Here is a 23,771-nt window from a genome sequence, read left to right on the forward strand (position 1 = left end):
AATTAATTGTCTAACTTTTTGGGGTCAGTACACTAAGCCGGTGGTTTTTGATTGAAACTATACAAAAAACCAGAGCCCTCGCCCTGGTTTCTCCTGTTCATTATATTTTTCCTATTTCATCCCATTAAAAATCTCATCGGCAATTTCTAGTCCAATTTGTGCTTGTTGCTCTGCTGTGAGGGAGTGTCCTGTGTCGTCTAAGGTCGTCAATCGTGCGTCCTTGAGGCTTTTTATCGCTTTTTTGGAGGCGGTAATGGGCACGATAAAGTCATCCGCGCCGTGATAAATATGCACAGGTGCACTAATCTTGCTCAGTCCCTCATACGCGTCGATCGGGTAGACGTCGGCTAAGTATTTCTTGCTAATTTTTGTCCCTAGAAGATTAAACGTTTCAGGGGCTGCGTCTAGGCTCGCGAAGGTACTTCTGATATCGTCTGGTAAGGAGAACGCTGGATAGAGCAAGAAGACTCCCGCTAAATTTGCCGCCTCTTGCGCCAAGAGTGCCGAGACGAATCCGCCTTGACTGCTTCCCATTAAATAGAGTCGGTCCGTATTGACAAACGGGAGGGAACTTGCAAATTGCAAGGCATCTCGCAAGTTTTGCACTTCGGTTAGAACAGACATTTCCGTCGTGGCCCCCTCGCTTTTTGGAGAGGAGGAAGAAGATCCACCGGCAAATTCAAAGCTGAACACCGCCACCCCGGACTTCGCCAAGGTTTTCTGTACTTCTTCATCGTGCTCCACGCTGGCTCCGAGTCCATGGCTATAGACCACTAAAGGAACTTGTCCTTGAACATATGGAATGTACGCTCTGGCATAGAGTTTCTTCCCGTTACTAACAAAGGTGTATTCCTTCACGGTATAGGTACCGTCTGCTTTCACTTCCACGCGCAGGGCTTGCGTGGTCTCTTGAACGGTTGTTGTCGTAGGAGCCTCCGTGTTTTCTGTCAGTAGTCCGCATGCTCCTAGTAGGAGTACCGCAAATAGTGTTCCTAGTAATTTCAATCGTTGTTTCATCGAATTCCATCTTTCTTTTCTGGTAGAGGGTCTTTGCCCTTTTTAGTAGTCTACCCGCTTCCCCTTGAAAGCTCAACTGTTCTGTTTGCAAAAAACGACCGCAAGACATTCCCGCAGTCGTTTTCATTTATACTAAAAATTCTAATAATTCCGCGTAGCTACGGACTTCCACGGTTGGTTTTACCGCCGTTCGGTTCTCCTTACGCGCTAGGTTCATCCAAATCGTGTCGATTCCCGCATTAATCCCGCCTTGGATATCGGCTGTGAGCGAATCCCCAATCATCACCGCTGTCTCTTTGTCGAAATCCGGGATGTCTTTTGCCACTCGTTCGAAAAAGAGCGGACTTGGTTTTGCGACTTTTAATTCTTCCGAGATAAATACTTTTTTGAAATACTTCGTAACCGGAGAATGCTCCAAGCGACCCTTTTGAATCGTCGTGATGCCATTCGTAGCTGCGTAGAGTTCATATCCCGCCTTGGTAAGCGTATGTAGCATTTCCTCCGCACCATCGATCGTTTGCCCTTGCGTGGAGAGGATGGCCTCATATTCGGATGCTAATTCATGTCCATCTTTTTCCAAACCGAAATGGTCGAATAACTTGGCAAAACGCGTCCCCACTAACTCTTCACGGGTGATTTCGTTTTTCTCCAGCGAGCGCCACATCGCACGATTCATCGGAATGTACACCTCAATATACTTCTCTATCTCACTGACCCCTTGATTCTCCAGCAATTTCGTCAGCGCGTAATTCTCCGCCGAATGAAAATCCCAAACCGTCGAATCCAAATCAAACAATAATGTTTTGTAGATCATCTACCTAACCCCTTTACATTGTTACCTTATTCTTTGTTCAAACTGATATTCCGTTTGCAATGTTTTTAAAAAGCCTTCTAGTCCTTTTACAAGGGTGCGATTTGTCTCGAGTGGTTTCTTTTTCCAGAGAGTGATTTCTTCCTTTGCTCGTTCCACTAAAGCATTGAATTCTTTCTTGAAAGAATGACGTCTCCAGAAAAAGACAGCTCCTAGAACGATAAAAGGAACACTCCACGTCCAGAAATAGTGGCTCGTGACGGTCACCACGAATTCGAACGTTTCCCAAGCACCAACCTCAAAAACAGTTGCAAATGCACCCCCTATAATCGAAAAAGCGTGCGCATTTTGTAAATAGACACCTGCAAAACAAAGAGCGAGCACTGGCAATAGCACGCGCAATAGTTGATGATTTTTCGGCAAAGGTGCCGCATCTTCTCTTTCTAAAATCACCTTCTCCAATAATTCTCGGAGTTGATTGGCTGTTTCTTGTGTGACTTTCTTCTTCATTCTTACTCCTTCTGTTTTTAAATCTCTTTATTTTATAACCCGTAAGTTCTATATTTTTTAACGAGTAGTTTCGCGCGTTTCACGTAGTCGTTCTCGTTTCCGCTAAGAGCGTCCAGTGCTTCTTGGGCAACCGGCAAGAGTGCGCGGATGTCTTTTTGGATGAAGAGTTGGTTGTGTGTATATAATGCCTTTGCATAAAAATATTCCGAACATCCACACGAGTACGAGCAGGAAGAACACGAGCATTTCTTTGTTGCTCAGCCGTTTTTTCACGCTCTTTCCTCCCTACACCCCATATTTTATTCGTAAGAACAGCACGTAATCGTACAGCGCTTTGATAGGCTCTGGAATCTTGTCCCAAGGAACTTCTTTATAGGCTGAGATATCTGTGCAAGCCGTTTTTAACAGTTGTCTGAAGTGTCGTCCACGAATAAAGTAAGAGACGGTCCAGCCTATCCAACAAATAAACAGAATGACGAACCATATCCAATTATTCTCCCACAAGAGTTTCAAAGCATGGTCTAATTGTTCTATCAAAACCAAAACGAAAACCATTCCAAACGCGAAAAGGGATAAAATCCAGAAAATGATTACGCCGAAAAAGCGAGAGTTTTCAACCCAATACTCCGTGCAGCCTTTTGGTAACGACGCTTTCTCCTCAGGATTTCCAGATGAATCCTCCGCAATCAGTTGGCGGAGTGTTAACAGTTCCTCTTGAGAGACTTCTGTCGGGAAGAATAACGCGAGTAACGCATTTTGTTTTTTAATCGGTGCCTCCACTGTGAAAGCTAGCTTTTCGGCATTCCATTGGGGTGGTATTTCCTGCGTATATAGTTGATCTTCTTGCGGATGACTTTCTTCAGAAATCGGCTCTGCCTCAACCTCCGGATCAGCCATTTGCAATAAGCGCTCTACTTCGTTTTTGTACAATCTGTTTCTAATCCAACGAAAGACAAAGAACAAGACGATGGCCGTTTCCCATATCGGTTGCAGAACTCTATTTCTTCCTGTTAAGAAAGTGGTGCCCATGGTGAACCACAAGTATACTCCAAGTGGAAACAACGTGACGATTAACACCGCAATCATGAGTATTTCTCCATCGGAAAGGATTCTTCTGGCGAGTTTCCTTCCAGGTGGTAAGGCTACAGGGGTCTTTTCTCTTTGTATCCGTTTGGCAAGCCTCGTTCGTAATTGAGTTATTTCTTCTTCACTCAGGCGTTTTTTCACGCTCTTTCCTCCCTACACCCCAACATTTTTTCGTAGTTTGCGATAATGAACTCCGCGTCTTCAATGTCGCTCGCCATATCTGTGCGGTTGGTTTCTTTTAATTTATCTTTAACACTTTCAATATAGTAAAAAGTTACCAAAGTTCTTTATTTAAAGTGGATCCGTAACATTTTGACGTTGTAGCTCCGAAGCGTATGTTATGTACTTTCCTCATTAAATAATTCTATCTTCTATTGGTAACGAGAATTGCTTATATTGTACCATAAACATACGGAAAATAAATATGACAAGATAGTTAAAAACCTTTGTAAATAAAGCTTAAATCAATCTTCGATAATTTAAATGTGTTAAAGATTCATCGATATGGTATGATTAAAAAAACAGGATTATCCTGAAGTTAAGAGGCGCGTTATGAAAGAAAATGAAGTTATTTTAAAAAGACAATCTACCCGAATATTTTTCAAAAATGGGGATACGGATTTTTTCTTTAATTGGTTGTTAGGTATAGGAGAAGTTTTTGGTTTTTCTCACGGAGAACTTTATTATCTTGCCCAAGAGTTGGGCAAATCACCAAAACCTGATAACTGGAAAAGTGTTTTTTTATCGCATGGAAACTATCTTGAACAAAAAGTAAGTCATTCGGGTTTAAGTGAGCAAACAAAGGCACAATATTATCTAGCACAGACCTATTCCCTTCGTTCAGCAATTCAGTTTATCAATCCTTTTTCTGACGAGTATTTGCCTACCGTTCATAAAATGGAGACGGCGTTTTCTAACGCCATTCAATCACTAGGAGCCCCAGTCGAAGAATTATCGATTCCTTACCAAGATTCCTATTTGCCGGGCTATTATCTTCACAGTGGTGATTATTGTCCAACCTTGATTATGATTGGTGGTGGAGATACCTATCGCGAAGATTTATTTTACTTTGCTGGCTATCCAGGCTGGATGAGAAGTTACAATGTTTTAATGGTTGATCTACCTGGTCAAGGGTCCAACCCTGGCAGAGGTTTAACTTTTGATGTAAATGCCTCTATTCCAATTTCACAGTGCATAGACTGGTTAGAAGGCAGAAATCCTCAGCTGAATCATCTAGCCATTTATGGAGTTAGCGGAGGGGGATATTTTACCGCACAAGCTGTCGCAAAAGATACAAGAATCCATGCATGGATTGCAAGCACTCCTATTTATGACGTTTCGGAAATCTTTAGAAAAGAATTTGGGGCAGGTCTAAAAACTCCAAGTTGGTTAATGAATATCCTTTTAAAGTTAGCTGGAAGTCTGAATGAGGCTGCGGATTTAAATCTTAAAAAATATGCTTGGCAATTTGGTACTTCTGATTTTAAGAGTGCTATTAATGAAGTGTTTAACCGTGCAAAGGTTGTGGACTATCAAAAAATTCAGTGTCCTTGCCTATTTATCATGGGAGAGGGTGAAGGCGCCGAATTACAACACCAAACCAGAGTGATTTTCGAAGCACTTAAGTCTAAAAATCCGCAAACTAAACTTCAAATTTTTGAAGCGGAAAGTGGTGCGGATGCTCATTGCCAAGTCAACAATTTGAGACTCGCTCATAATGTCGTTTTTGATTGGTTGGACACCTTATTTGAATGGGATCAGAAGGGGTAAATTAGATTTATAATCCTGATTATAGTCCTCCTAACAATAATGTTTGAGCAGCTGTAACATCCTTTTGATTGAGTAGTTACGCCATTGGATTCATCTGAGGTTAAGCAGATAAACAGAAAACTAAAATCTTTTGTTTATCTTTGCATACTTCCGTTCATCAAAATTACCTTTTATAGTTTCGTCGCAAAAAACGGCTTTCTTGTGGTGCTACATGCACTTACAAGAAAGCCGTTTTTATTTATCTCTCTATGTTTAGACCTCTATGATTCCTAATCCTAACTCTGGCGCTTGCATGTTCATTACCTTCAATCTGATGGTTTGTTGAAGGTATTTTTCAATTACATTCAAATACTCTTCGCCCAAGTATGTAAACAAACTCCCTTTACAAATCCATCCTATCAATGAATTTCATACCTTCATAAGCTGTTCTTTTCGTAGTTTGCGATAATAAACTCCGCGTCTTCGATGTCATCGTCCATATCTATGCGGTTAGTTTCTTTTAAAATCGCCATGCTCTTCTTGGCCAGCACGATGAGTCCACTGATTTCTTTTTCATAAAATTTTTGTTTTAGAAAAAGAAGTAGGCACCAGAGGAAGAAGAGTGGAACGGCAAAAAACAAAACTAAGAGCGATATGGAAACAAATCCCGGCTCCTGTGCCACACGAGCGACGAGGGCCATTGTTGGGGCTTTGAAGATTTCGGTCTTGATAAAGAAATAGCCTAGAAACCCCGTAATAAATCCAATCGTAGCCAGTTTTTGTTCTGCACGCTTTGGTTTCGCCTGTTTGAGGCCCGCTTCTTGCGTCAATGTGTCGGTCAAATAACGAAACTGCGCTAATTGTTCATTCGTAATTCGATTATGAAACGAAAATTTCATACTATTCTCCTCCTAAAATCCAAATCGGTCCTTATAATCCTCAATCAGAAATTCTGCGTCTTCGATATCCTCTTCTAAGTCGTCGCGTCCAGCTACTTTGAGCGATGCAATCGCACGTTCCGCAAAGGGTATCAGTTCGCCAAGTTTACGTGTCAGTACTTTTTTAGACCAGATTCGGTACAGAAGAAAAAAGAATACCAAAAATAAGGATAAAGAAATAAATGGGAAGATTAGAAAAACCACACTATTTTCTTGGGCGAACTTACCAAGAAAATACTTAACGGGTAGCCCAAAAATCCCTGTACGCATCACTAGGATGAATAAAAACATGCCCGCAATCATTTTGATGAATGCTATTTTGTCGACTAGTCCCGGTAGTTCATCATCCATTCCCGCCTCTTTCATTAAGTAGCTTGTCAACTCACGGAAGTTCACTAACATTTTTCTCGTCGCAACGTCTTTAAATAGAAATTTAAACATACTATTCTCCTCCTAGAGCGATTCCTTTTTGTGCCAAATTCTCCACACATTCTTTGTAATACGCATCATCATGCTCTTTGTATAACGGACTCTTCCACTCACACGTCACAACTTCGGTATACGGCGGACACACTTTTCCCCGGTACGACGCCTCTTTCCATAGAGGGGTCACATTATACCCACGGCGCTCCATTTCATCCATAATCAACGTATGGTACTGATAAAGCACATACGGGCTATAAGTAAACACATAGTCCACCGTTGCGTGCTTCTTGCCCCATCCATTTCCTCTAAGGGCACAACATTCACGGTGTTGCCCCAAGAGTTGCGGACGCGGAAGCTTTCCAATCAAGTCTTCATGCCATAATCTCATCCATCTTCCTCCTAAAATCCAAATCGGTCCTTATAGTCCGCCATCAGGACTTCTACATCTTCGATATCCTCTGCCAGTTCCGTGCGCCCCTCTTCCTTCAAGCGAGCGACCACCTGCTCAGCAAAAGTCACTAAGTTTTTTAATTCTCGTTTTAAATCCTTTTGAATCCATAATTGATCTAAAAATAAGACCAAGAATACACAGAGCCCCATAAAGAGAGCGGGAATCCCGATAGAAAACCATCCAAACTGTTCCAACAATGTCTGAAACGGAACCCAAGTAAACGAACTCCGATAGAAAATGATGGCAAGTGCCAGCACGACAACCGTTGGCACAACAGGATTTCGTTCCACTTTAGCCGGAACCTCCTCTGTCAACCCTGCCTTTTCAGCTAAAAACTCAACGATTTCACGAAAACGACTGACCGCCTTCTTCGACAGAAAACTTCTAAACAACTGATTCACTGCCTTCCCCTTCCTGGAACATGCCTTTTTACTTTATTTCCCAATTATACCATCTCCGCCCCCACTTCGCCTACACCCCCATGAATTTATCGGATGATTAAGAAAAACACCCTTCCGCAGCAAACTTTCCAGCACCCATCTCCCTCTAAAACCACCACACCGCATTGTTTCCCTTCCCAAGACCGGAAGGCAAGCTCTGCCATGCCTGTCCCCTTCACAAACTCAGAGAAGTAACCCGCCTGGCTCATCCTAGCCCCGCACCCCATCGAAACGCACTCTCCCGCCTCATCAAAGGCAAAATAAAATCTATTGATTCAAAGCCGTATCGTTAGCTTAAAAAAGCCCTCGGGGACTCTATAGTGAGAATAGTAAAGAGAACGCAACCGATGTGAATTAGAGGGAGTTATGAGATGCTCCTTATGGAAAATACTTTATACAGGTAGACGCAGTAGCTGATTGAATTAAGCTTCATCACTCGTGATTTGCTTAATACTAATCAGCTTTGCGGGGGTAAGACTACGAAAAAAACTGGACTCACACTGTGAGTCCAGTTTTAATTTCTGTCTTACTCCCTCTTTGAGGCTTGGTAGGATTGAGACCTTGGCTCAATCCGATGCCTTTACTATCATCACTATGAAGATGTCCCCCGAGGGCGATTTAAGACAACGTCTTAACCTTCATTTTCATTGAATCAATAGATTTTATTATAATTCTCTTCGTCCTTCGATGGCGCGGAAGAGAGTCATTTCGTCTGCGTATTCGATGTCGCTGCCGACCGCTAGTCCATGAGCCAGACGCGTTACTTTGATGCCCGCTGGCTTGATAAGACGGGACAAGTACATGGCAGTCGCTTCACCTTCCGCTGTCGCGTTGGTGGCGATTATAACCTCTTGGATTTCCGGGTCCTGCAACCTCGTAATCAGTGACGTAATATTAATATCATCCGGCCCCGTCCCTTCCATCGGAGACAATACCCCGTGAAGCACATGATAGAGCCCTTTATATTCCTTCATCCGCTCCATACTCATCACATCTCGGGCATCTTCCACCACGAGAATTTTCGTACGGTCGCGCGTTGTATCCGCACAAATCTCGCACGGATCCTCTTGCGTCACATTGCCACAAACCGAACACATTCGTAAGTCACGCTTGCAGCTAATGAGAGAATTTGCAAAGTTTAAGACGTCTTCTTCACGCATATCCATGCAGAAGAAGGCAAGTCGTGCAGCCGTCTTCGCACCAATCCCCGGTAGCTTCATAAAGCTATCCATCAATCGTGCAATCGGTTCTGGATAATGCATGCTCCAACCTCCATTGATTAAAATCCTGGGATGTTTAATCCTTTAGTGAATTGACCCATTGTTTGGTCGTTGGCTTTTTCTGCTTGCGTTAACGCATCGTTTGTCGCCATTAACACTAAGTCTTGTAATAATTCTACATCCTCTGGATCAACTGCTTCTGGTTTGATTTCCACGTTTAAGACTTGGCGTTTTCCGTTTACCGTTACTTTTACCAAATCACTTTGAGAAGTTCCAGTGTATTCTGTTTGGTTTAACTCTTCTTGAGCTTGTGCCATTTGTTTTTGCAATTTTTGCATTTGTTTCATCATGCCTTGCATATTTCCCATTCCACGCATGGTTGTACCTCCGTTAATTCGTATTTTTTCTATTCTTCAATTTGAACGAACTCTTCCCCGAAAAGCTCAATCGTATCTTGTACTTTTTGTTTAAATTCTTGTTCTTCCTCAGAAATCGACTCTTCCACAACAGGTGCCTCTGTCACATGAGAGACCGCTTCGCCTTCTTTATTCTTCTTGCGCTCGAGAACGAAATCAGAACGAATTTGTTGCCACTGTTCGCTCGTGACTCCAACAAAGGTTCCGCTGTAGCCTCCGAGGCGTTCGAGATGTCCTTGAACTTCTTCATGGAATCCTACAGTCGTCTCGGCCAGTCCGCAAATATGTTCATACATAAATTGCATCACAAACCCATTTGGCCCTGCAGCAACCGGTTGTGCTTGATTCATCAGTGCTCGTTGTTGCGGAGTTAGGCAGCTGAGCAAGTCGCCCCATAAGTCGCGCACTTTTTCGATGTCTTCTTTAGTCGCTTCCATCAAAATTTTGTTCACGGCCGACACATTCGGCTTGAAGCTTGCTTTTGGTGCTTTCGTGGCTGGTTTTGGCGGAGCCGGTTGCGAAGAAGGAATGCTTCCTCCGTTCATCAACGCAGACATTTGTTGACGTAACTGCGCGAGTTGTTGTTGTAATTGCTCCACTTCCTCGCTACTTGGCGCTTCTATTGCTCTAGGAGTAGCACTTGTTTGTGGTTGTGCCATTTTAATCGTTAAGACTTCGAGTGAAATCGTTGGTTTTGTGGTGAAGCGCATTTCTTGTTGTGTTTGATTTAAAGCTTCCACAAAGCGGTATAAGAAGCTTGCATCCACTTCGTCTTTAAACTGCAAGAAGCGTTCGCTACGACCGACTGCCTCGCCACTTTGTTTGGCTACGAGGAGGTCTCTAGCAAATTCCAGCCATTCTTCCACCAATCGGCTTGCTTCTTTCCCCATTTTAAAGAGCTGTTGTAAGCTTTCCAACGCTTCTTCTGCCTTTTGCGCTTGTAAGTCCGCTACAAAATCAATCATCAAGTCATCGGTCAGGCTTCCTGACACTTGAATCGCTTCTTCAAACGTGACTTTCCCATCCCCAAACGAAATCATTTGGTCGAGTAAACTGAGGGCGTCCCGCATTCCCCCGTTAGCACATCTAGCCACTACACTGAGGGCATCCGCTTCGTACTCTATGCCTTCTTGGTCTAGGATATACGCCAAGCGGTCGATAATTTCTTGGGACGTAATGCGTCTAAAGTCAAACCGTTGCGTCCGAGAAATAATCGTCGCTGGAATTTTATGCGGTTCTGTCGTTGCGAGAATGAAGATGACCTTTTGAGGCGGTTCTTCTAAAGTTTTTAAGAGTGCGTTAAACGCTCCTGTTGAGAGCATATGCACTTCGTCGATAATATAAATTTTATATTCGGCTTGCGTTGGTGCATAACGCGCCTTGTCACGAATATCACGGATTTCTTCAACCCCATTGTTGCTGGCCGCATCGATTTCGATCACGTCGCCAATCGTTCCGTTTGTGATCCCTTTACAGATTTCACATTCGTTACAAGGTTCGCCGTTTTTTTGGTTTGGACAGTTAATGGCCTTTGCAAAGACCTTCGCGGCACTCGTTTTTCCTGTCCCACGAGGCCCCGTAAATAAGTAAGCATGACTCGTTTTTTGATTACTAATCGCGTTTTTTAACGTATGCGTCACCGCACTCTGTCCGACCATATCATCGAACGTTTGTGGACGCCATTTTCGATATAATGCTTGATAAGCCATATTACTTCCCTGCCTTTTTAAAAATTTACAGTTCTATTCTAGTATAGATTCTTCAAAAATTCTACTGTTCGACGCGTTTCATCGGCGCCTGTGACGTCTGAATAAAGCGATTTTCTGTCCCTTTTGGAACAATGAGGGATAGACGGTGTTTTGCCCTTGTACAAGTCGTATACAGCATCATTTGTTCTTTCGCGGTATGATACGCTTCATCGGTCGCATTCCAAATGATGACCTCGTCAAACTCCATCCCTTTCGCCACTTGAATCGTCGTTAATACAAAGCGACTACCAAGAGACTCACTGCTATCTTCTAGAAGCGCAATGTCTTCCACGTTTAGCAGTTGATGTAAGGCTTTTGCTTCTTCCATCGTGCGACATAAAATCGCTGTTGTGTGATACACTTGCGGACTTTCTTCCAATAAGCCTTTCAAACGTGTCAGCTGCATGCCATCTGCATCGCTATACAGCGTTACTTCGCTTCCCGTACGTGGGAATACATTTTTATCGAGTGGCCATTGCAAGATTCCATTGGCAAACCGTGTAATTTGTGCGGTACAACGATAGCTGATTTCAAGCGAGCGATTCGTCAAGGTCCGGTTTGGAAAGACAAGCTCGACCAGTTCTGGATGTCGCGTTCCCAATGTGAAAATCGTAGAAGACGTCGTAAACGACTGGTAAGTGTCTCCAACGACCGTGAATTTCGCACGGAAATAAAAGTTCGATAAGGTGCCTAGCCATAACAAGGACACGTCTTGCACTTCATCGATAAAGAGATGGCTATACCCTACATAATCGCGAACCGGAGTGACTCTTGTTGCCACATATTGCAAGAGGCGAATCCCTTCAGCCGTCACTTGGAGGCGAGCCCCTTCGATTTTCTTCAACGGAATTGGCGCATTGTCCATCTTCTCTAGTTCTTGTCGGCGCGCTTTCGCTTGCGGCATCCATTGTTGAACCAAGTAGGCGATGTCCACGAATGCGAACATTTCTACTTGTTGCGTCACTTCAAGCACTTCTTTTTCGAAGACTTTTTGTCCAAGTACTTGGAAATACTCTGCCTCACTCTTCGTCTCAACATCCTTCATCAAGACTTCGATTTGCATCGCATTCATAGACTCGTAGACGGCTTTAGCCTTCTCGGACATAAAGAATTTATTGAGACGGCGTTTTAAAGTACGCTCTAAGACGGTTTGCATTTGCGTTAATTGCTGATGCAATGGTAAGGTCACATTCACATTTTCAGTGAGTTTTTCGTAGTCTTTCATCGTGAAGACCGCTTGCCCTTTAATCCCGATTGCTCGATACGGTAAGTCTTTCGCCGTTAGCCCTTGGAGATTGCGATGAACGAGTGCAATCCACTCACTATCCGTTAAGTACACTTTACGCGTTGGTACTTGGCTTAAAGTCGTTGTTTTATGCAAGTACATCTTGCGGTATAACTCAATCGTATGTTGCGCAAGCGTTTGTTGGTATAATTCGCTTCCCGTTAAACTTGGGATCACATGCGATACGTATTTTGCAAAGAGTTGGTTGCGTGATAGGAGCAACATATCGCTCATCCGCTTGTCTTTGGCTTGATACATCAAATACGCAATGCGTTGTAGTAAGATCGTCGTTTTCCCACTTCCGGCACATCCATTCACGATGAGCCAGTCTTTCGGGTTCAGACGGATAATTTCATTTTGTTCTTTTTGAATCGTTGCGGTGATTCCTTCTAAATGCCCATCCTTATTCGTCGGTGCACTTAAGGCCTCCATTAAGAGCGATTCTTCATTTTCAATATCATAAACAGACTGTAAGGTTCCTTTTTTGATGACGATGTCGCGTTTTAGGAAGGCTTGTGCTTTTTGCGCCCCGTTTGGAGTCTCGTAATGGAGCTCTCCTAAGGTTCCTTCATAAAACAAACTTGCAATGGGTGCTCTCCAGTCATACACTTGCACTTGATCTTCTTCATCAAAGAAGGTCGCTGGTCCAATGTACATTTTTTCTACTTTTTCGTCTTTTCCAAATTGAACGTCAATTCTTCCAAAGTACGGAGATTCTTTTTGTCTTTCTAATTGCTGGATTCCATACTGAATTGTATCTTGTCTAGTGATATCCAGATCGCGTTCTTGCAGACGTTTTTCTTCGAATGCAATTTTGTCTTCCATTAGCTTTTTCACATCTTCTAGATGTTTAGCTTCTTCTTGGAAATTCTGGTTCTTCATGCGACTCACTCTCCCTCCACTGGATATTCTTTCTCATAAAAACAGGCTGAACCTCTGGTCCAGCCTGAATCTTCTTCTATGTACATACAGCACATAGCGAACATTACTTATAGCTGCTTCCTTCCGGACCTGACTCGATTCATAAGTTCGCTATTGCCATATGGCCTAACGGCACGTATTATTATACAAAACTTCTTTTTGAAAAGCAAGCAGATAACGCTTGAGAAAGAAATTATTGGAAATGACAAAATAAAGGGCGCAAATGAAACTATTCCATCGGTTTTTGCGGTTAAACGATGAGAGTATTCCATACATAGTTTTCTCTTCTTAAAAGCACTCCCTTCGGGGGTTGATTTCTTCGAATGCTTGCGGATTATTTTATAATCGCTGTTACGGGGCACCGGTGTAAGTCGTGGTCTTACACCTTCGAAGCTTCAAACGCGGAGTAAGGAACGAGTTCCTACTCCGCGTAATTCACATTCGATGCACTTCCCCGTTACTGCGATTATAAAATCCGCAAGCTTCTCCGAAATCAGCATGAAGAAATAAATAGTGTGCTCCCTAGCGCAAACGATGGATTTTTTTCGCTCCTCAATTTTCATTTCTTTTTCAAGTGAATCTGCTTGGATTTCTAGAATAAAACCGTGCCAAAGGATGGCAAAAGAGACACTAAAAAAGATAGTCTCTCCAGAAGGAAAAACTATCTAAAAATGTTTGCTTGTGCTTACTGATGGTTTGCTTTTTTGTCTTCGTCTCTTTCATCGAAAAATAACATCAATGGGAGTAGCGTCCACAACAGATTTCCATCGAATACACTTAGCCAGGATTCGCCTGTATATAATTTCAGCCCTATTCGAAGGATTAAGGCCAGGACATTGACCACGATGGCTAGCGTAAATAATTGTTTGGCTAATTGAGAACTTTCTTTTTGTTTTGGTTTTTCCATGTTGAACTCTCCTTACTTGCTTTTCGTTATCTTTATTAAAGCATTTTAAGGAGCCTTGCAACAGGCACTTTTGTCATGGATTGCCATTACTAAAGTCATGGGCTATTAAAAGTTCTTCCTAACTTTCATTGTTTTTTTCGAAATCAACGTGAAGAGAGTATATGTCTACTCCCTACAATGTCTATTAATATTTCTATACAATCTGCTCTACTTTTTTGGCACAATTCTTTGTTCCCAATATTCCTTCACATCGATTTCACCCCAGTTTGTAGAAGAAAAGCGACTCGGATAAATCGTAGTCCAGTCTGATAATATTTTTTCTCTTAAAACTCTATCAAATTCACTCTGAACCTCGTCCAATGAAGTCCCATTTTGTTTTAGATAGTCCTCTATTTTTTCTTTCGCATAAATGTCAGTCTTGCCATCAAAATACCACATATTTTTTTCTAACGTTTTATTATCTGGAAAATATTGGTAGTTCATATTAATGGTTGAATCAGCATCGGCTAGTTTTCGTTGTATTCTAATTTTAAAATACGGCACTTTAGAATCTAAAAATTGGAAATGATAGGACATGATAGTGATATTGCTTGGTAATTGATTTTCTTGATACTCCACTCGATGTTGATAAAAATCTTCTGAATTATTATCATAGAATTTTATATCTTTGATTTTGCTAAAAGCTCTTTTCCTAAATAATTGCTCAACCGAACGATAGTCATCCTCTTCATAATAAATTTCATCAAAGATATTATGAATTCGTTGATTCTTATAGTTTAGAAAACCTACTAGCAGAAGGAAAAGTATCCCCGCTATAACTGTTAATCTCACTATTCCTTTTTTCATTGGAACTGCCTTTCTTCTAAATTTCAATGCCAATTTTACCATATTCCAACTAGAGTACTTGTTTCTTATCAAAAAAATAATCATTTCCTAATAGAATTCTAGAGTATACGTCTCACAAAGTTCCGAAGAAAACAACCATATAAAAAACAGCAAACCAAATTGATTTGCTGTTTGTAAATGGCAATGAATTTATGCTTTGGATGGTTTAGATAAGAAGAATAGGTAAAGTCCAAAGGCTAATTTAATAATGGCATCGATATAGGCGATGGTCACGAGGGATGTTTGCGGAGAAAGGTATCCGACCGCTGCATTGATCACGCATGCCAATCCTAGGAAGATCATTGATTTTCCATGGACGAAGTAGTATGGGAAGAAATGGATCCCTGTTGCAAGAAGTGCACCTAACCAGATGAGTCTCCAGTTTTCTGATTCGAAGAATGGTCCTCCTAAGAGTACAAGTAAAATGAATAAAAGAATCACTGAGTATAACGATACTTTTCGTTGGAAAGGCGTTGAAGGTCCGTCCGAAAACTTATGAAGGACTTTTTTATTCAGATTGATGGAAAAAAACTCACCACATAGCCGATGCTGAAGACCTGCATATTAATGATTTGTTCTCCACCTACAACCGTCGCGAGTGCAATCACGAATGCGACCGCAATAAGCCATAAGCCACACGCTTTTTTGTAGTTGAATTCTAATGTTTCTCCTTTGTTATAACCTAAAAATGACATCCATATTCCTCCAGTTCACTTTGAAACTTTTAACAACATTTTCTATTCTACTCCTGTGAAAATGAGAATTCAAACGTCGCACTTTATTGTTTTAAATCACTAAATTCATGCTCTGTTGATTTTGAGGGAACTGCGGAAAATTAAAAAACAGCACAACCTCATAAGTAAAGCTGTGCCTGGTTTTAGAAATTAAAATAATGCAGTTAAAGCAGATGCTAGACCGAAGAAGATTCCTGGTGCGTTTGCAGCTGCTAACGGAATATCACGGTTGGGTTTGAAGAGTCCATAGTACACCCATAATGAGCAGTTCAATGCGGCAACGAGTGGTTGAATGAAGTCCCCTTTATTCCCAGCTAAGTTGTTCATAATTTGAGGGATATACGCAACATACATCGCAACGGACATACAAGTCGCAATCCAACCTAATACTTGCGTTTGTTTTTCTGATAATTTCATACAATCTGCTCCTTTCATAAATTATGTAAAATAATATATAAAATGAAAACAATTTTCAAGCATATTCAATCGGTTACAACTTTAAGTTTTTATTAAGAGAAAACAAGCACAGCTCCTACTCGGATTGCTGTGCTTGTTTGGCTTCTTGTTTTCGTTTTTTATTGCGTTCACGAAGACCTTTGAAGAATTGCTGCAAAATTTCCTTACATTCATCTTCCAAAATGCCTTGTTCCACTTCGACTTGATGATTAAACCGACTGTCTTGAAGCAGGTTCATAAAGGTACCGGCTGTCCCCGCTTTTGGATCGAAGGCTCCAAATACCACTTTCTTCATCCGCGCGAGAATCATCGCTCCGCTACACATTGGGCAAGGTTCCAAGGTGACGAAGAGTTCGCAGTCTTCGAGTCGCCAGCTTCCAAGGTGCTGGTTGGCTTGGCGAATCGCTTTAATTTCAGCGTGTAGCGTGGCGTCTTGTTCCTTTTCGCGTAAGTTATGGCCACGCCCAATGATTTCACCATTCAAGACTACGACAGCTCCGATTGGTACTTCCGCTTGGTCATAGGCTTTCTGGGCTTCTTTCAACGCTTCCCTCATAAAGAATTCTTTTTCCTGAAGTTCCATGTTCTTACTGATAGACGCGCTTCGTCACGACTAGACTATGCGGTCTCTCAAACTCCTTATCTAAGTAGTCTTGGTACGTCCCTGGGGAAATAAATCCACGGACGCTTAAAATATCGGTTCCTGCTGCTCCGACAATCGTATCGGCTAGCAGTACGCAGTTAGTACTCATGACAAAATACGTCTTGAATTTTGAAGAGGTAAATTTATACAAGCGGCCATCTGCTTCTTGTTTTAGCTTGTAGGCATACATCGGTTCTTCTTTGTCGATTCCAGGACGCTTAGGTTTCACGGTTTTTGGTGGATCCCAAGGCACTGTCAGCGACATCAGTTTGGCGATTTCCTTATCGACAGCTGCGAGTTGTTCCGGAGACAAGGCGAGACCATATCCCAGTAAGGTCTTATGGTTTTCGCGTTTACAAAATTCAATGTATTTTTCACGGTCGGCACTAAAAAGAACCCCATCCCCCATCGCTCCAAAGAGGCGTTCTGAATTCGTATCGTAGTTCCCAAATGAAATAATGCGTCCCTTATAACAAATATCGACATGCCCCATCGCACCGAACCCATCTTTTGTGACGTGAATAAACATTTCTAAGTTTGGTTCGGCATTTTCTTTGGAACGATCGTAAATTTCAGAAGCCGTTTCGCCTTCGCCAAGTTCCAACGCATCATTGATTTTCTGCAAGGTTACTCGTGGAATAATCGCAGCTAACACAAGCGGTAATCCTTGGCGAAAATGCCTGCGCAAAACTTTCTTTCCAACTTCGGCCTCGAAGAACCATCCGTCACGAATGTTACTAGTCCCAAGCCCGATGAAATAAAGCGCAAGGAAGAACATTTGTAAGTTGCCGTCGCCCCCAAGAGCCAGTAAAGTCGCTACCCCGACAACTGAGAGCCAAATGGTATCAATGAGCAAGCGCAGTCGCGGACGGATACCGTCTTTGACATAAATATAGTACGTTACGCCACTAGTGGCCGCTTTCATCACTTCGTTAAGCCCCATCAAGATACTGACAATCGCAATCGGAAGCGAGATAAAAAATTGATTTCCTGCTAAAAATCCGTAAAGGAAAAATTTAGCAACATTCAGCCATAATGGATCTTTTGCCGCCGCCTTACTAAACCAACGGAACAAGAAATTCCATAGTTCACGAGCCCATAAGAATGTTAAAAACAGACGTAACATCAATTCTGGGAAGCTTGGTCCGTAGATTAGGAGCAACACCCCAGCAATAAGGAATGCAATCCCTTCAATTAGGAGCTTTTTCCCTGTAATCCCTAGTTCACTAATTTTCTTCATCAATTATACCTCCTACAGCTACCACTGAAGCAGCTTGTTCATGTTTCTCCACCCATTCTTTCACGAAACGGTAAATCACGGCAAAAATTGGTATGAAGAAAATCATTCCTACTAAACCAAAGAGATTTCCACCGATTAACGCAGCAGCAAGGGTTAGAATCGTTGGCAAACCAACGGAACTGCCGACAACCTTCGGATAGACGACATTTCCTTCCACTATTTGAACGATCATAAAGACGACAAGTGAAATGAGTGCTTGAATTGGGCTTTCTGTAAAGGTGAAAAGCATTCCAATTCCGCACGCCATAAACGGCCCGATATACGGAATGAATGAGAGTACTCCGGACAGCACCCCAACAAGTCCTGCATATGGCAACCCTACAAGAGAGTATCCAGCAAAAATCATAACCCCAACGATTCCCGCCTCGATGATTTGACTCATCAAGAAACGGTCATACGTATCCACGATGACTTCCCCAACATAAGTAATGTGCTCGATTTTATCTTTTGGCAAGACCACATTAAGAATGCGAAGCGTTAAACGTGCGAGCATTTCCTTACTTGCGAGAATATTAATCATGAAGAAAATCCCCATAATTACAGAGAACACATTTGAGAAGAGCCCTGAAATATTCGTTGTAAATCCGCCAAGGAATGTAATGACAGACGATACGATATTGCTTTGACTTAGTGAGTCGGTAATCTGACTCACTTCACTGGATTGCATTAATTTTGAATGTTGTACAAAATCCGCAACCACGAATAGTAAGTGATTTACACTATCGCCCAGTTGTGACACGGTTTTAGCAATCATCGGCGCAATAATCCAAATCAACAGCGAAATAATCAGAAGCAGAATCACAATAATGCTCAGGATTGCGACACTTCTACGCAGCTTTTGCGGGAAGTTTATCTTCTCCAACACTTGTTCAATTCGCTTCATTGGCACGTTTAAAACAAATGCCAAAATCATCCCTAAAATAAGCGGGAACATCATCCCAATAAATTCGGAAATCCATGTGAGGATGGCGCTAAAATTCAAGACGACAAGTAACGAAACAGCCGCCAGAGCAATCATCACTGCCCAATCTTTTCTAATCTTATCCATACTATAATTCCTTTTTTAATTGTTCTAAGAGCGCATTGCATCCCAATGTCACATCACGGTACGTCGCATCAAAGTCTCCTGTATACCACGGATCGGCAATATCGCGCGGCACTCCTGCCACTTCTAACAAGCGAGCCACCGTCGCATCCGATTTTCCATCGACAAAAGCGTGAATATTACGCACATTCGACGCATCCATTCCAAGAATGTAGTCTGCGTCCAGGTCCGTCGCATCCAACGTCCGTGACACAAGCCCTTTTGCGGAAATGCCGTGCTCCTCGAGTTTCTTCCGAGTGCCGTGATGCACCGGATTCCCATGCTCCCACGTACTTGTCGCAGCGGAATCAATCGTAATTTTATCTTCCAATCCTTCTTCATGAACCATTTTTCTAAATACAGCTTCTGCCATCGGAGAACGACAAATGTTGCCCAGGCAGACGAACACAACCTTCATGACCGTCCCTCGCTTTCCATTCTTTCCCTTCACTATAACATACGAGCCACCCCCTTCGCAAAAAAATGTCTGTGTGGTGTTATAGCTTACTCGAACGAACTAAATTTTCTAAAATATCCCCTGTAGAAAACAAAGACAAGATTCCTTCAAATCCTTGCGGATTTTTTTATAATCGCTGTAATGGGGCACCGGCTTGAGCCTACGTCTCAAGCACTTTCGAGATTCAAACGGACTCTAAAAGAGTCCGGAATTCACTTCGAATGCTATCCCACATCACTTCGATTATAAAATCCGCATGATTTTCCGTAATCTTGTCTGTAATCTTTACTAAATTTCTGCCTTAGTTTTTCGTTCGAGCTAGCTTCTACACTTTTTGAAGGCTTGCTCGTCTGTTACACTGCGAGAAACATATGAACGCATGTCACGTCCCTTCATCACCGCACCCCTGCAGCGACGATTTTTCCTGCACCCAACTCTTATTTCTCTTCTCCCTTTCTTTCGAATGAAGGCAAGATCCACATTAGTTATCTACCTAATTGTTCTTTCATTTTATCTAGAAATTGATTTAATTCCTTCTGAACTTTCTGTAATAACTCTTTTTCTTGAGAGTCAGTTAATTTAACTTCTTTCCTCGTATTGTCTTCTCCAATCGTATGGTAGCTTGAATAAATGATATTCCATTCTTTATCTAAAAAGAAAGTCCCGTTTATTTTCTTTCCATCATCCACCGTTGAAAAAAGAACAAGTATTTCGCTATCATCAGGACTTGGAACTCGTACTTTTAAATTCAATTCTCCATCCATTTCAAGCATATCGATACCACCTAAACGTCTAATAACTGAGTCTGATGGGATTCCATATCCTGCTTCTCTAATCTTGTCCGCATTACGATTTCTTAGCACGTGGGCAATCAATTCAATTTTATTATTAGATGAAAAGTCCGGAACTACTTCATCCTCATGAAATAACCAATAGCCAAAACCTATCACTGCGATTATTAGCAGTATCACTCCTGCTTTCTTTTTAGAAATCGACATTCTATTAGCACCCCTACTCACTTTTTAACAAATCATTTCTTTGATTAAGCCAATTATACTGCACGGTATCCATCTGCAGCAGGAATCTTATGATAATCTTTCCATATCATTTTTCTCTCCCTTTCTTTCGAATAAAGGCAAAATCCATTTGAAATAAGGCACAAACACAGGGATAAAAAATAAACGGAATACCCTTCGGATTCTATAGCGGCAATAATAGCGATTGTAATCGATGTGAATTACTGACTCTGGAAATTTATTTCCTAGAGTCAGTTTGAAGCTCGATAGGGAGCGAGACCCTAGGCTCGCCCCGGTACAGCTATTATCGCAGCTATGAAGATATCCGAAGCGGTATGAAGTTTATTTTTTAGCCCCTTGGGCTATATTCTCTCTTCTTTTCAAATGGATTTTGCATCCTTCGAAAACAAAAAATGGTGGACAGCCGTCCACCATTTTTTCTATTCTACTGTAACCGATTTGGCTAAGTTACGCGGTTTATCCACGTCTAAGCCTTTACCTAGAGAAGTGTAGTACGCGATTAATTGCGTTACCACTACAGATACGATTGGTGCAAGTAAGATTGGCACCGCTGGAACGATGATATCGTCGCCTTCTTGTTCAACGCCTTCCATCGCGATTGTTGTTACGACAGCGCCACGAGCTTTCACCTCTTGGATATTTCCGCGAGTGTGGCTTGCTACTACTGGTTCGCTTAATAATGCGATAACTGGAGTGCCTTCTTCGATAAGGGCGATTGTTCCGTGTTTTAATTCCCCTGCGGCAAAGCTTTCAGTTTGCACGTATGAGATTTCTTTTAATTTCAACGCTGCTTCCATCGCTACATAGTAGTCTAAGTGACGACCGATGTAGAAAGCATTGCGAGTTTCTAATAAGCGCTCTTTGACTAAGTCTTGAACGGCTTGTTTGTCTGATAATACGCTCTCGATTGAAGCCGCAACGACACCTAAGTCGTGTTTCATGTCGAATGGAGCTTCTAAGCCTTTAGAAGCTCGTAATGCGTCTGCTAAAACGGCCATTACTGCGATTTGTGCAGTGTAAGCTTTTGTTGAAGCTACGGCGATTTCAGGACCTGCGTGTAATAGTAAAGTATAGCTTGCTTCACGAGAAAGAGTTGACCCTTTCACGTTTGTGATTGTTAATGATGGGAAGTTTTGCTCGTTTACTTTTACCAATGCTTGACGGCTGTCCGCTGTTTCTCCACTTTGTGATAAGAAAATGAAGAATGGTTTTTGTGATAATAATGGTTGGTGGTATGCAAATTCGCTTGCTAAGTGAACTTCTACTGGGATTCCAGCAAGTTGTTCTAACAACGCTTTACCTACCCATCCTGCGTGGTAGCTTGTTCCGCAGGCAATCACGTAAATGCGGTCGCTTGCTAAAATGCTGTCTTGGATTTCTTTATCGACTTGTAATTGACCATTTTCGTCTTGATAGTTTTGGATGATTTTACGTAATACAACTGGTTGTTCATCCATTTCTTTCAACATGTAGTGAGGGTAAGCCCCTTTTTCTAAATCGTCTGCATCTAATTCTGCAACGAATGGTGCACGTTCTACTGGTTCACCGTCGATTGTTTCGATTTCTACAGATGTGTCTGTTAAAGTGATTAACTCTTCGTCTTTGATTTCGATGTAACGGTCTGTTTCAGCGATTGTTGCCATTGCGTCTGAACAGATGACGTTGAAGCCTTCGCCAACCCCTACTAATAATGGGCTCTTATGTTTTGCTGCATAAAGAACGCCTGGTTTTTCGCTATCTAATAAACCAAAAGCGAATGAGCCGCGGATTTCTTTCAACGCACGACGGAACGCTTCTTTCCCTGATAAGTTTTCTTTATTTGCAAAGTATTCTACTAAGTTTACGGCAACTTCTGTATCTGTTTGAGATTTGAAATCAACGTCACTTAAGAATTCTTTTTTCAATTCGTCATAGTTTTCAATTACGCCGTTGTGCACTAATGTGAAACGACCTGATTGTGATTGGTGAGGGTGAGCGTTGTTTTCTGTCGCTGGTCCGTGTGTTGCCCAACGAGTATGCCCAATCCCTGCAAATGCTGGAATTTCTTCATCCACTGCATCACGAAGATTTTGAATACGTCCAACACGTTTTACTAATTGTGTTGAGCCATCTTCGTCCATAATAAATAATCCTGCTGAGTCATATCCACGATACTCAAGCTTTTCTAATCCGTTTAATACTACTGTTTGGATTTTTCCATGTCCAATACATCCTACGATTCCACACATAATGTTTAACTCCTTTAATAAGAGGTCCCTCTCGGCGCCTCCTACTTCTGTAATTTTTGATTATGTTTCTGGTGCGTGCTATCAATTTTGTCATTTCCTTACAAAATGGTTTGTATGTAGCTGTAGACTGCACTGCCTTGAGTCATCCGCCGAGTATTTCGATAAACTCATTCCTCGTCACCCGTTTTTTAAAACAGGCCTGGCGCTATCCTTGTCGCTTCCTTCCAAAGCTTTTCATAAATTTTCAGAAACAAGTTCATCATAACCGATGACCCACTAAAAAAACAACTAATTTTCCTTTTTCCTAATATTTTAAAGACCAAACTTCAACAGCAAACCCACTAAAACCGCACCCTTATCGCATTTCTTGGCACTAGTCCTCTAAGTACCACTTCATCAACATTTCTTAACTCTTTCCTATTAAAGCTCCGTCTCTATTCCGAAACTTTTGTATTTTTAGTTCAGAAGCACACACCACCTTATTAGCCGTGAAACGCACAAACGATATCCTATCCCTCTCTCCTTCAAAAAGACTACCCCTTTGTCGTTAGTGGTGAAAAGCACACATAACATCCTTTCCCCTCCCTGACTCTCAAAGAGAATACCAGTTTGTCGTATGTGATGAAAAGCACACATGATGTTCATTTTCTTTCTAGCTCAACTATTCATTCAAAAAAGCTATTAACCAAGGTTTGGATTCTATAATAGCAATAATAGCGAGTGTACTCGAAACGAATTACTGCCTCTGGGAATTTTATTCCCTAGAGGCAGTTTGAGAGTCGAGAGGAACTGAGACCTTAGGCTCAGTCCGGTACAGCTATTATCGCTATTATGAAGATATCCAAAAACCTTCGGGAATCCCCTTTTTTGAGAGCAAATGATGTTATCTTCCATCCCTTAAAAACTATCCTTTTCATAAAAGAAGCGATTTTTGAAACTTACGGATTTCATAATAACAATAACAGGAAGTGCACTAAAACGAATAAGACGGAGTTAGGAATTCATTCCTTACTCCGTCTTTG

22 protein-coding genes, 1 other RNA gene and 1 pseudogene are annotated in these 23,771 nt (G+C 41.9%); 1 reads left to right on the top strand and 23 read right to left on the bottom strand.

What is annotated here, in order from left to right:
* Positions 1-111 precede the first annotated feature (111 nt).
* The 4 genes from HMPREF3106_RS00005 to HMPREF3106_RS00020 all read right to left on the bottom strand — a co-directional run bounded on the left by HMPREF3106_RS00005 (position 112) and on the right by HMPREF3106_RS00020 (position 3,565).
* The gene (locus HMPREF3106_RS00005) at positions 112-1,017 is read right to left on the bottom strand and encodes an alpha/beta hydrolase family protein (RefSeq protein WP_083281550.1); all 906 of its coding nucleotides are present in this window, start codon (positions 1,015-1,017) and stop codon (positions 112-114) included.
* Positions 1,018-1,144: 127 nt separating this feature from the next.
* Positions 1,145-1,831 (bottom strand): YjjG family noncanonical pyrimidine nucleotidase, encoded by a 687-nt coding sequence (locus HMPREF3106_RS00010; protein WP_005606298.1) that lies wholly within the window; start codon positions 1,829-1,831, stop codon positions 1,145-1,147.
* Between the two features lie 21 nt (positions 1,832-1,852).
* Positions 1,853-2,338: a hypothetical protein gene (locus HMPREF3106_RS00015; RefSeq protein WP_070443532.1), complete on the bottom strand. Its 486-nt coding sequence runs from the start codon at positions 2,336-2,338 to the stop codon at positions 1,853-1,855.
* 285 nt (positions 2,339-2,623) lie between these two features.
* Positions 2,624-3,565: a hypothetical protein gene (locus tag HMPREF3106_RS00020; protein WP_070443534.1), complete on the bottom strand. Its 942-nt coding sequence runs from the start codon at positions 3,563-3,565 to the stop codon at positions 2,624-2,626.
* Positions 3,566-3,976: 411 nt separating this feature from the next.
* Here HMPREF3106_RS00020 and HMPREF3106_RS00025 point away from each other — a divergent pair, with 411 nt between their 5' ends.
* The gene (locus HMPREF3106_RS00025; protein ID WP_070443536.1) at positions 3,977-5,194 is read left to right on the top strand and encodes an alpha/beta hydrolase family protein; all 1,218 of its coding nucleotides are present in this window, start codon (positions 3,977-3,979) and stop codon (positions 5,192-5,194) included.
* 416 nt (positions 5,195-5,610) lie between these two features.
* Here HMPREF3106_RS00025 and HMPREF3106_RS00030 read toward each other — a convergent pair whose 3' ends face one another.
* The 19 genes and pseudogenes from HMPREF3106_RS00030 to glmS form a co-directional block, all read right to left on the bottom strand.
* Positions 5,611-6,072 carry a hypothetical protein gene (locus HMPREF3106_RS00030; RefSeq protein WP_070443539.1) on the bottom strand — a complete coding sequence of 154 codons (462 nt, stop codon included), beginning with the start codon at positions 6,070-6,072 and terminating at the stop codon, positions 5,611-5,613.
* A gap of 12 nt (positions 6,073-6,084) precedes the next feature.
* Positions 6,085-6,552 (bottom strand): hypothetical protein, encoded by a 468-nt coding sequence (locus HMPREF3106_RS00035; protein WP_005606313.1) that lies wholly within the window; start codon positions 6,550-6,552, stop codon positions 6,085-6,087.
* Between the two features lies 1 nt (position 6,553).
* A complete protein-coding gene (locus HMPREF3106_RS00040; protein WP_005606314.1) occupies positions 6,554-6,925 on the bottom strand; it encodes a TIGR02328 family protein in 372 nt (123 codons plus the stop codon).
* Positions 6,926-6,936: 11 nt separating this feature from the next.
* Entirely contained in the window at positions 6,937-7,389 is a 453-nt protein-coding gene (locus tag HMPREF3106_RS00045) for a hypothetical protein (RefSeq protein WP_070443542.1), read from the bottom strand.
* A gap of 704 nt (positions 7,390-8,093) precedes the next feature.
* Positions 8,094-8,690, bottom strand: a complete 597-nt coding sequence (gene recR / locus HMPREF3106_RS00055; protein WP_005606316.1) for a recombination mediator RecR — start codon at positions 8,688-8,690, stop codon at positions 8,094-8,096.
* Positions 8,691-8,707: 17 nt separating this feature from the next.
* On the bottom strand, positions 8,708-9,025 hold the full coding sequence (locus HMPREF3106_RS00060) for a YbaB/EbfC family nucleoid-associated protein (protein ID WP_039848979.1): 318 nt from the start codon (positions 9,023-9,025) through the stop codon (positions 8,708-8,710).
* Between the two features lie 29 nt (positions 9,026-9,054).
* Complete coding sequence (gene dnaX, locus HMPREF3106_RS00065; RefSeq protein WP_070438435.1) at positions 9,055-10,773, bottom strand: DNA polymerase III subunit gamma/tau; 1,719 nt, start codon at positions 10,771-10,773, stop codon at positions 9,055-9,057.
* 61 nt (positions 10,774-10,834) lie between these two features.
* Entirely contained in the window at positions 10,835-12,979 is a 2,145-nt protein-coding gene (locus HMPREF3106_RS00070) for a HelD family protein (protein ID WP_070443550.1), read from the bottom strand.
* Positions 12,980-13,050: 71 nt separating this feature from the next.
* An RNA gene (gene ffs, locus HMPREF3106_RS00075) (signal recognition particle sRNA small type) lies at positions 13,051-13,150 on the bottom strand.
* 553 nt (positions 13,151-13,703) lie between these two features.
* Positions 13,704-13,925: a hypothetical protein gene (locus HMPREF3106_RS00080; protein ID WP_070443552.1), complete on the bottom strand. Its 222-nt coding sequence runs from the start codon at positions 13,923-13,925 to the stop codon at positions 13,704-13,706.
* A gap of 207 nt (positions 13,926-14,132) precedes the next feature.
* Positions 14,133-14,804 (bottom strand): TipC family immunity protein, encoded by a 672-nt coding sequence (locus tag HMPREF3106_RS00085; RefSeq protein ID WP_168160677.1) that lies wholly within the window; start codon positions 14,802-14,804, stop codon positions 14,133-14,135.
* Positions 14,805-14,960: 156 nt separating this feature from the next.
* Positions 14,961-15,505, bottom strand: a pseudogene (locus tag HMPREF3106_RS09725) (DUF6609 family protein).
* Between the two features lie 189 nt (positions 15,506-15,694).
* Positions 15,695-15,961 (bottom strand): SemiSWEET family transporter, encoded by a 267-nt coding sequence (locus HMPREF3106_RS00095; protein ID WP_039848980.1) that lies wholly within the window; start codon positions 15,959-15,961, stop codon positions 15,695-15,697.
* Positions 15,962-16,076: 115 nt separating this feature from the next.
* Positions 16,077-16,583, bottom strand: a complete 507-nt coding sequence (gene tadA, locus HMPREF3106_RS00100; protein ID WP_083281551.1) for a tRNA adenosine(34) deaminase TadA — start codon at positions 16,581-16,583, stop codon at positions 16,077-16,079.
* A 4-nt stretch (positions 16,584-16,587) separates the two neighbouring features.
* Positions 16,588-17,883 carry a hypothetical protein gene (locus HMPREF3106_RS00105; protein ID WP_070443560.1) on the bottom strand — a complete coding sequence of 432 codons (1,296 nt, stop codon included), beginning with the start codon at positions 17,881-17,883 and terminating at the stop codon, positions 16,588-16,590.
* The gene (locus HMPREF3106_RS00110) at positions 17,870-18,991 is read right to left on the bottom strand and encodes an AI-2E family transporter (RefSeq protein ID WP_049554546.1); all 1,122 of its coding nucleotides are present in this window, start codon (positions 18,989-18,991) and stop codon (positions 17,870-17,872) included. The genes HMPREF3106_RS00105 and HMPREF3106_RS00110 overlap by 14 nt, the downstream gene beginning before the upstream one ends.
* 1 nt (position 18,992) lies before the next feature.
* The gene (locus HMPREF3106_RS00115; RefSeq protein ID WP_048711039.1) at positions 18,993-19,445 is read right to left on the bottom strand and encodes a low molecular weight protein-tyrosine-phosphatase; all 453 of its coding nucleotides are present in this window, start codon (positions 19,443-19,445) and stop codon (positions 18,993-18,995) included.
* A gap of 524 nt (positions 19,446-19,969) precedes the next feature.
* Positions 19,970-20,482: a hypothetical protein gene (locus HMPREF3106_RS00120; RefSeq protein ID WP_070438454.1), complete on the bottom strand. Its 513-nt coding sequence runs from the start codon at positions 20,480-20,482 to the stop codon at positions 19,970-19,972.
* A 458-nt stretch (positions 20,483-20,940) separates the two neighbouring features.
* The gene (gene glmS / locus HMPREF3106_RS00125) at positions 20,941-22,749 is read right to left on the bottom strand and encodes a glutamine--fructose-6-phosphate transaminase (isomerizing) (RefSeq protein WP_070438457.1); all 1,809 of its coding nucleotides are present in this window, start codon (positions 22,747-22,749) and stop codon (positions 20,941-20,943) included.
* Positions 22,750-23,771: the final 1,022 nt, after the last annotated feature.

It is taken from the genome of Granulicatella sp. HMSC31F03 (assembly GCF_001807725.1).
GTDB classification, from domain to species: domain Bacteria; phylum Bacillota; class Bacilli; order Lactobacillales; family Aerococcaceae; genus Granulicatella; species Granulicatella adiacens.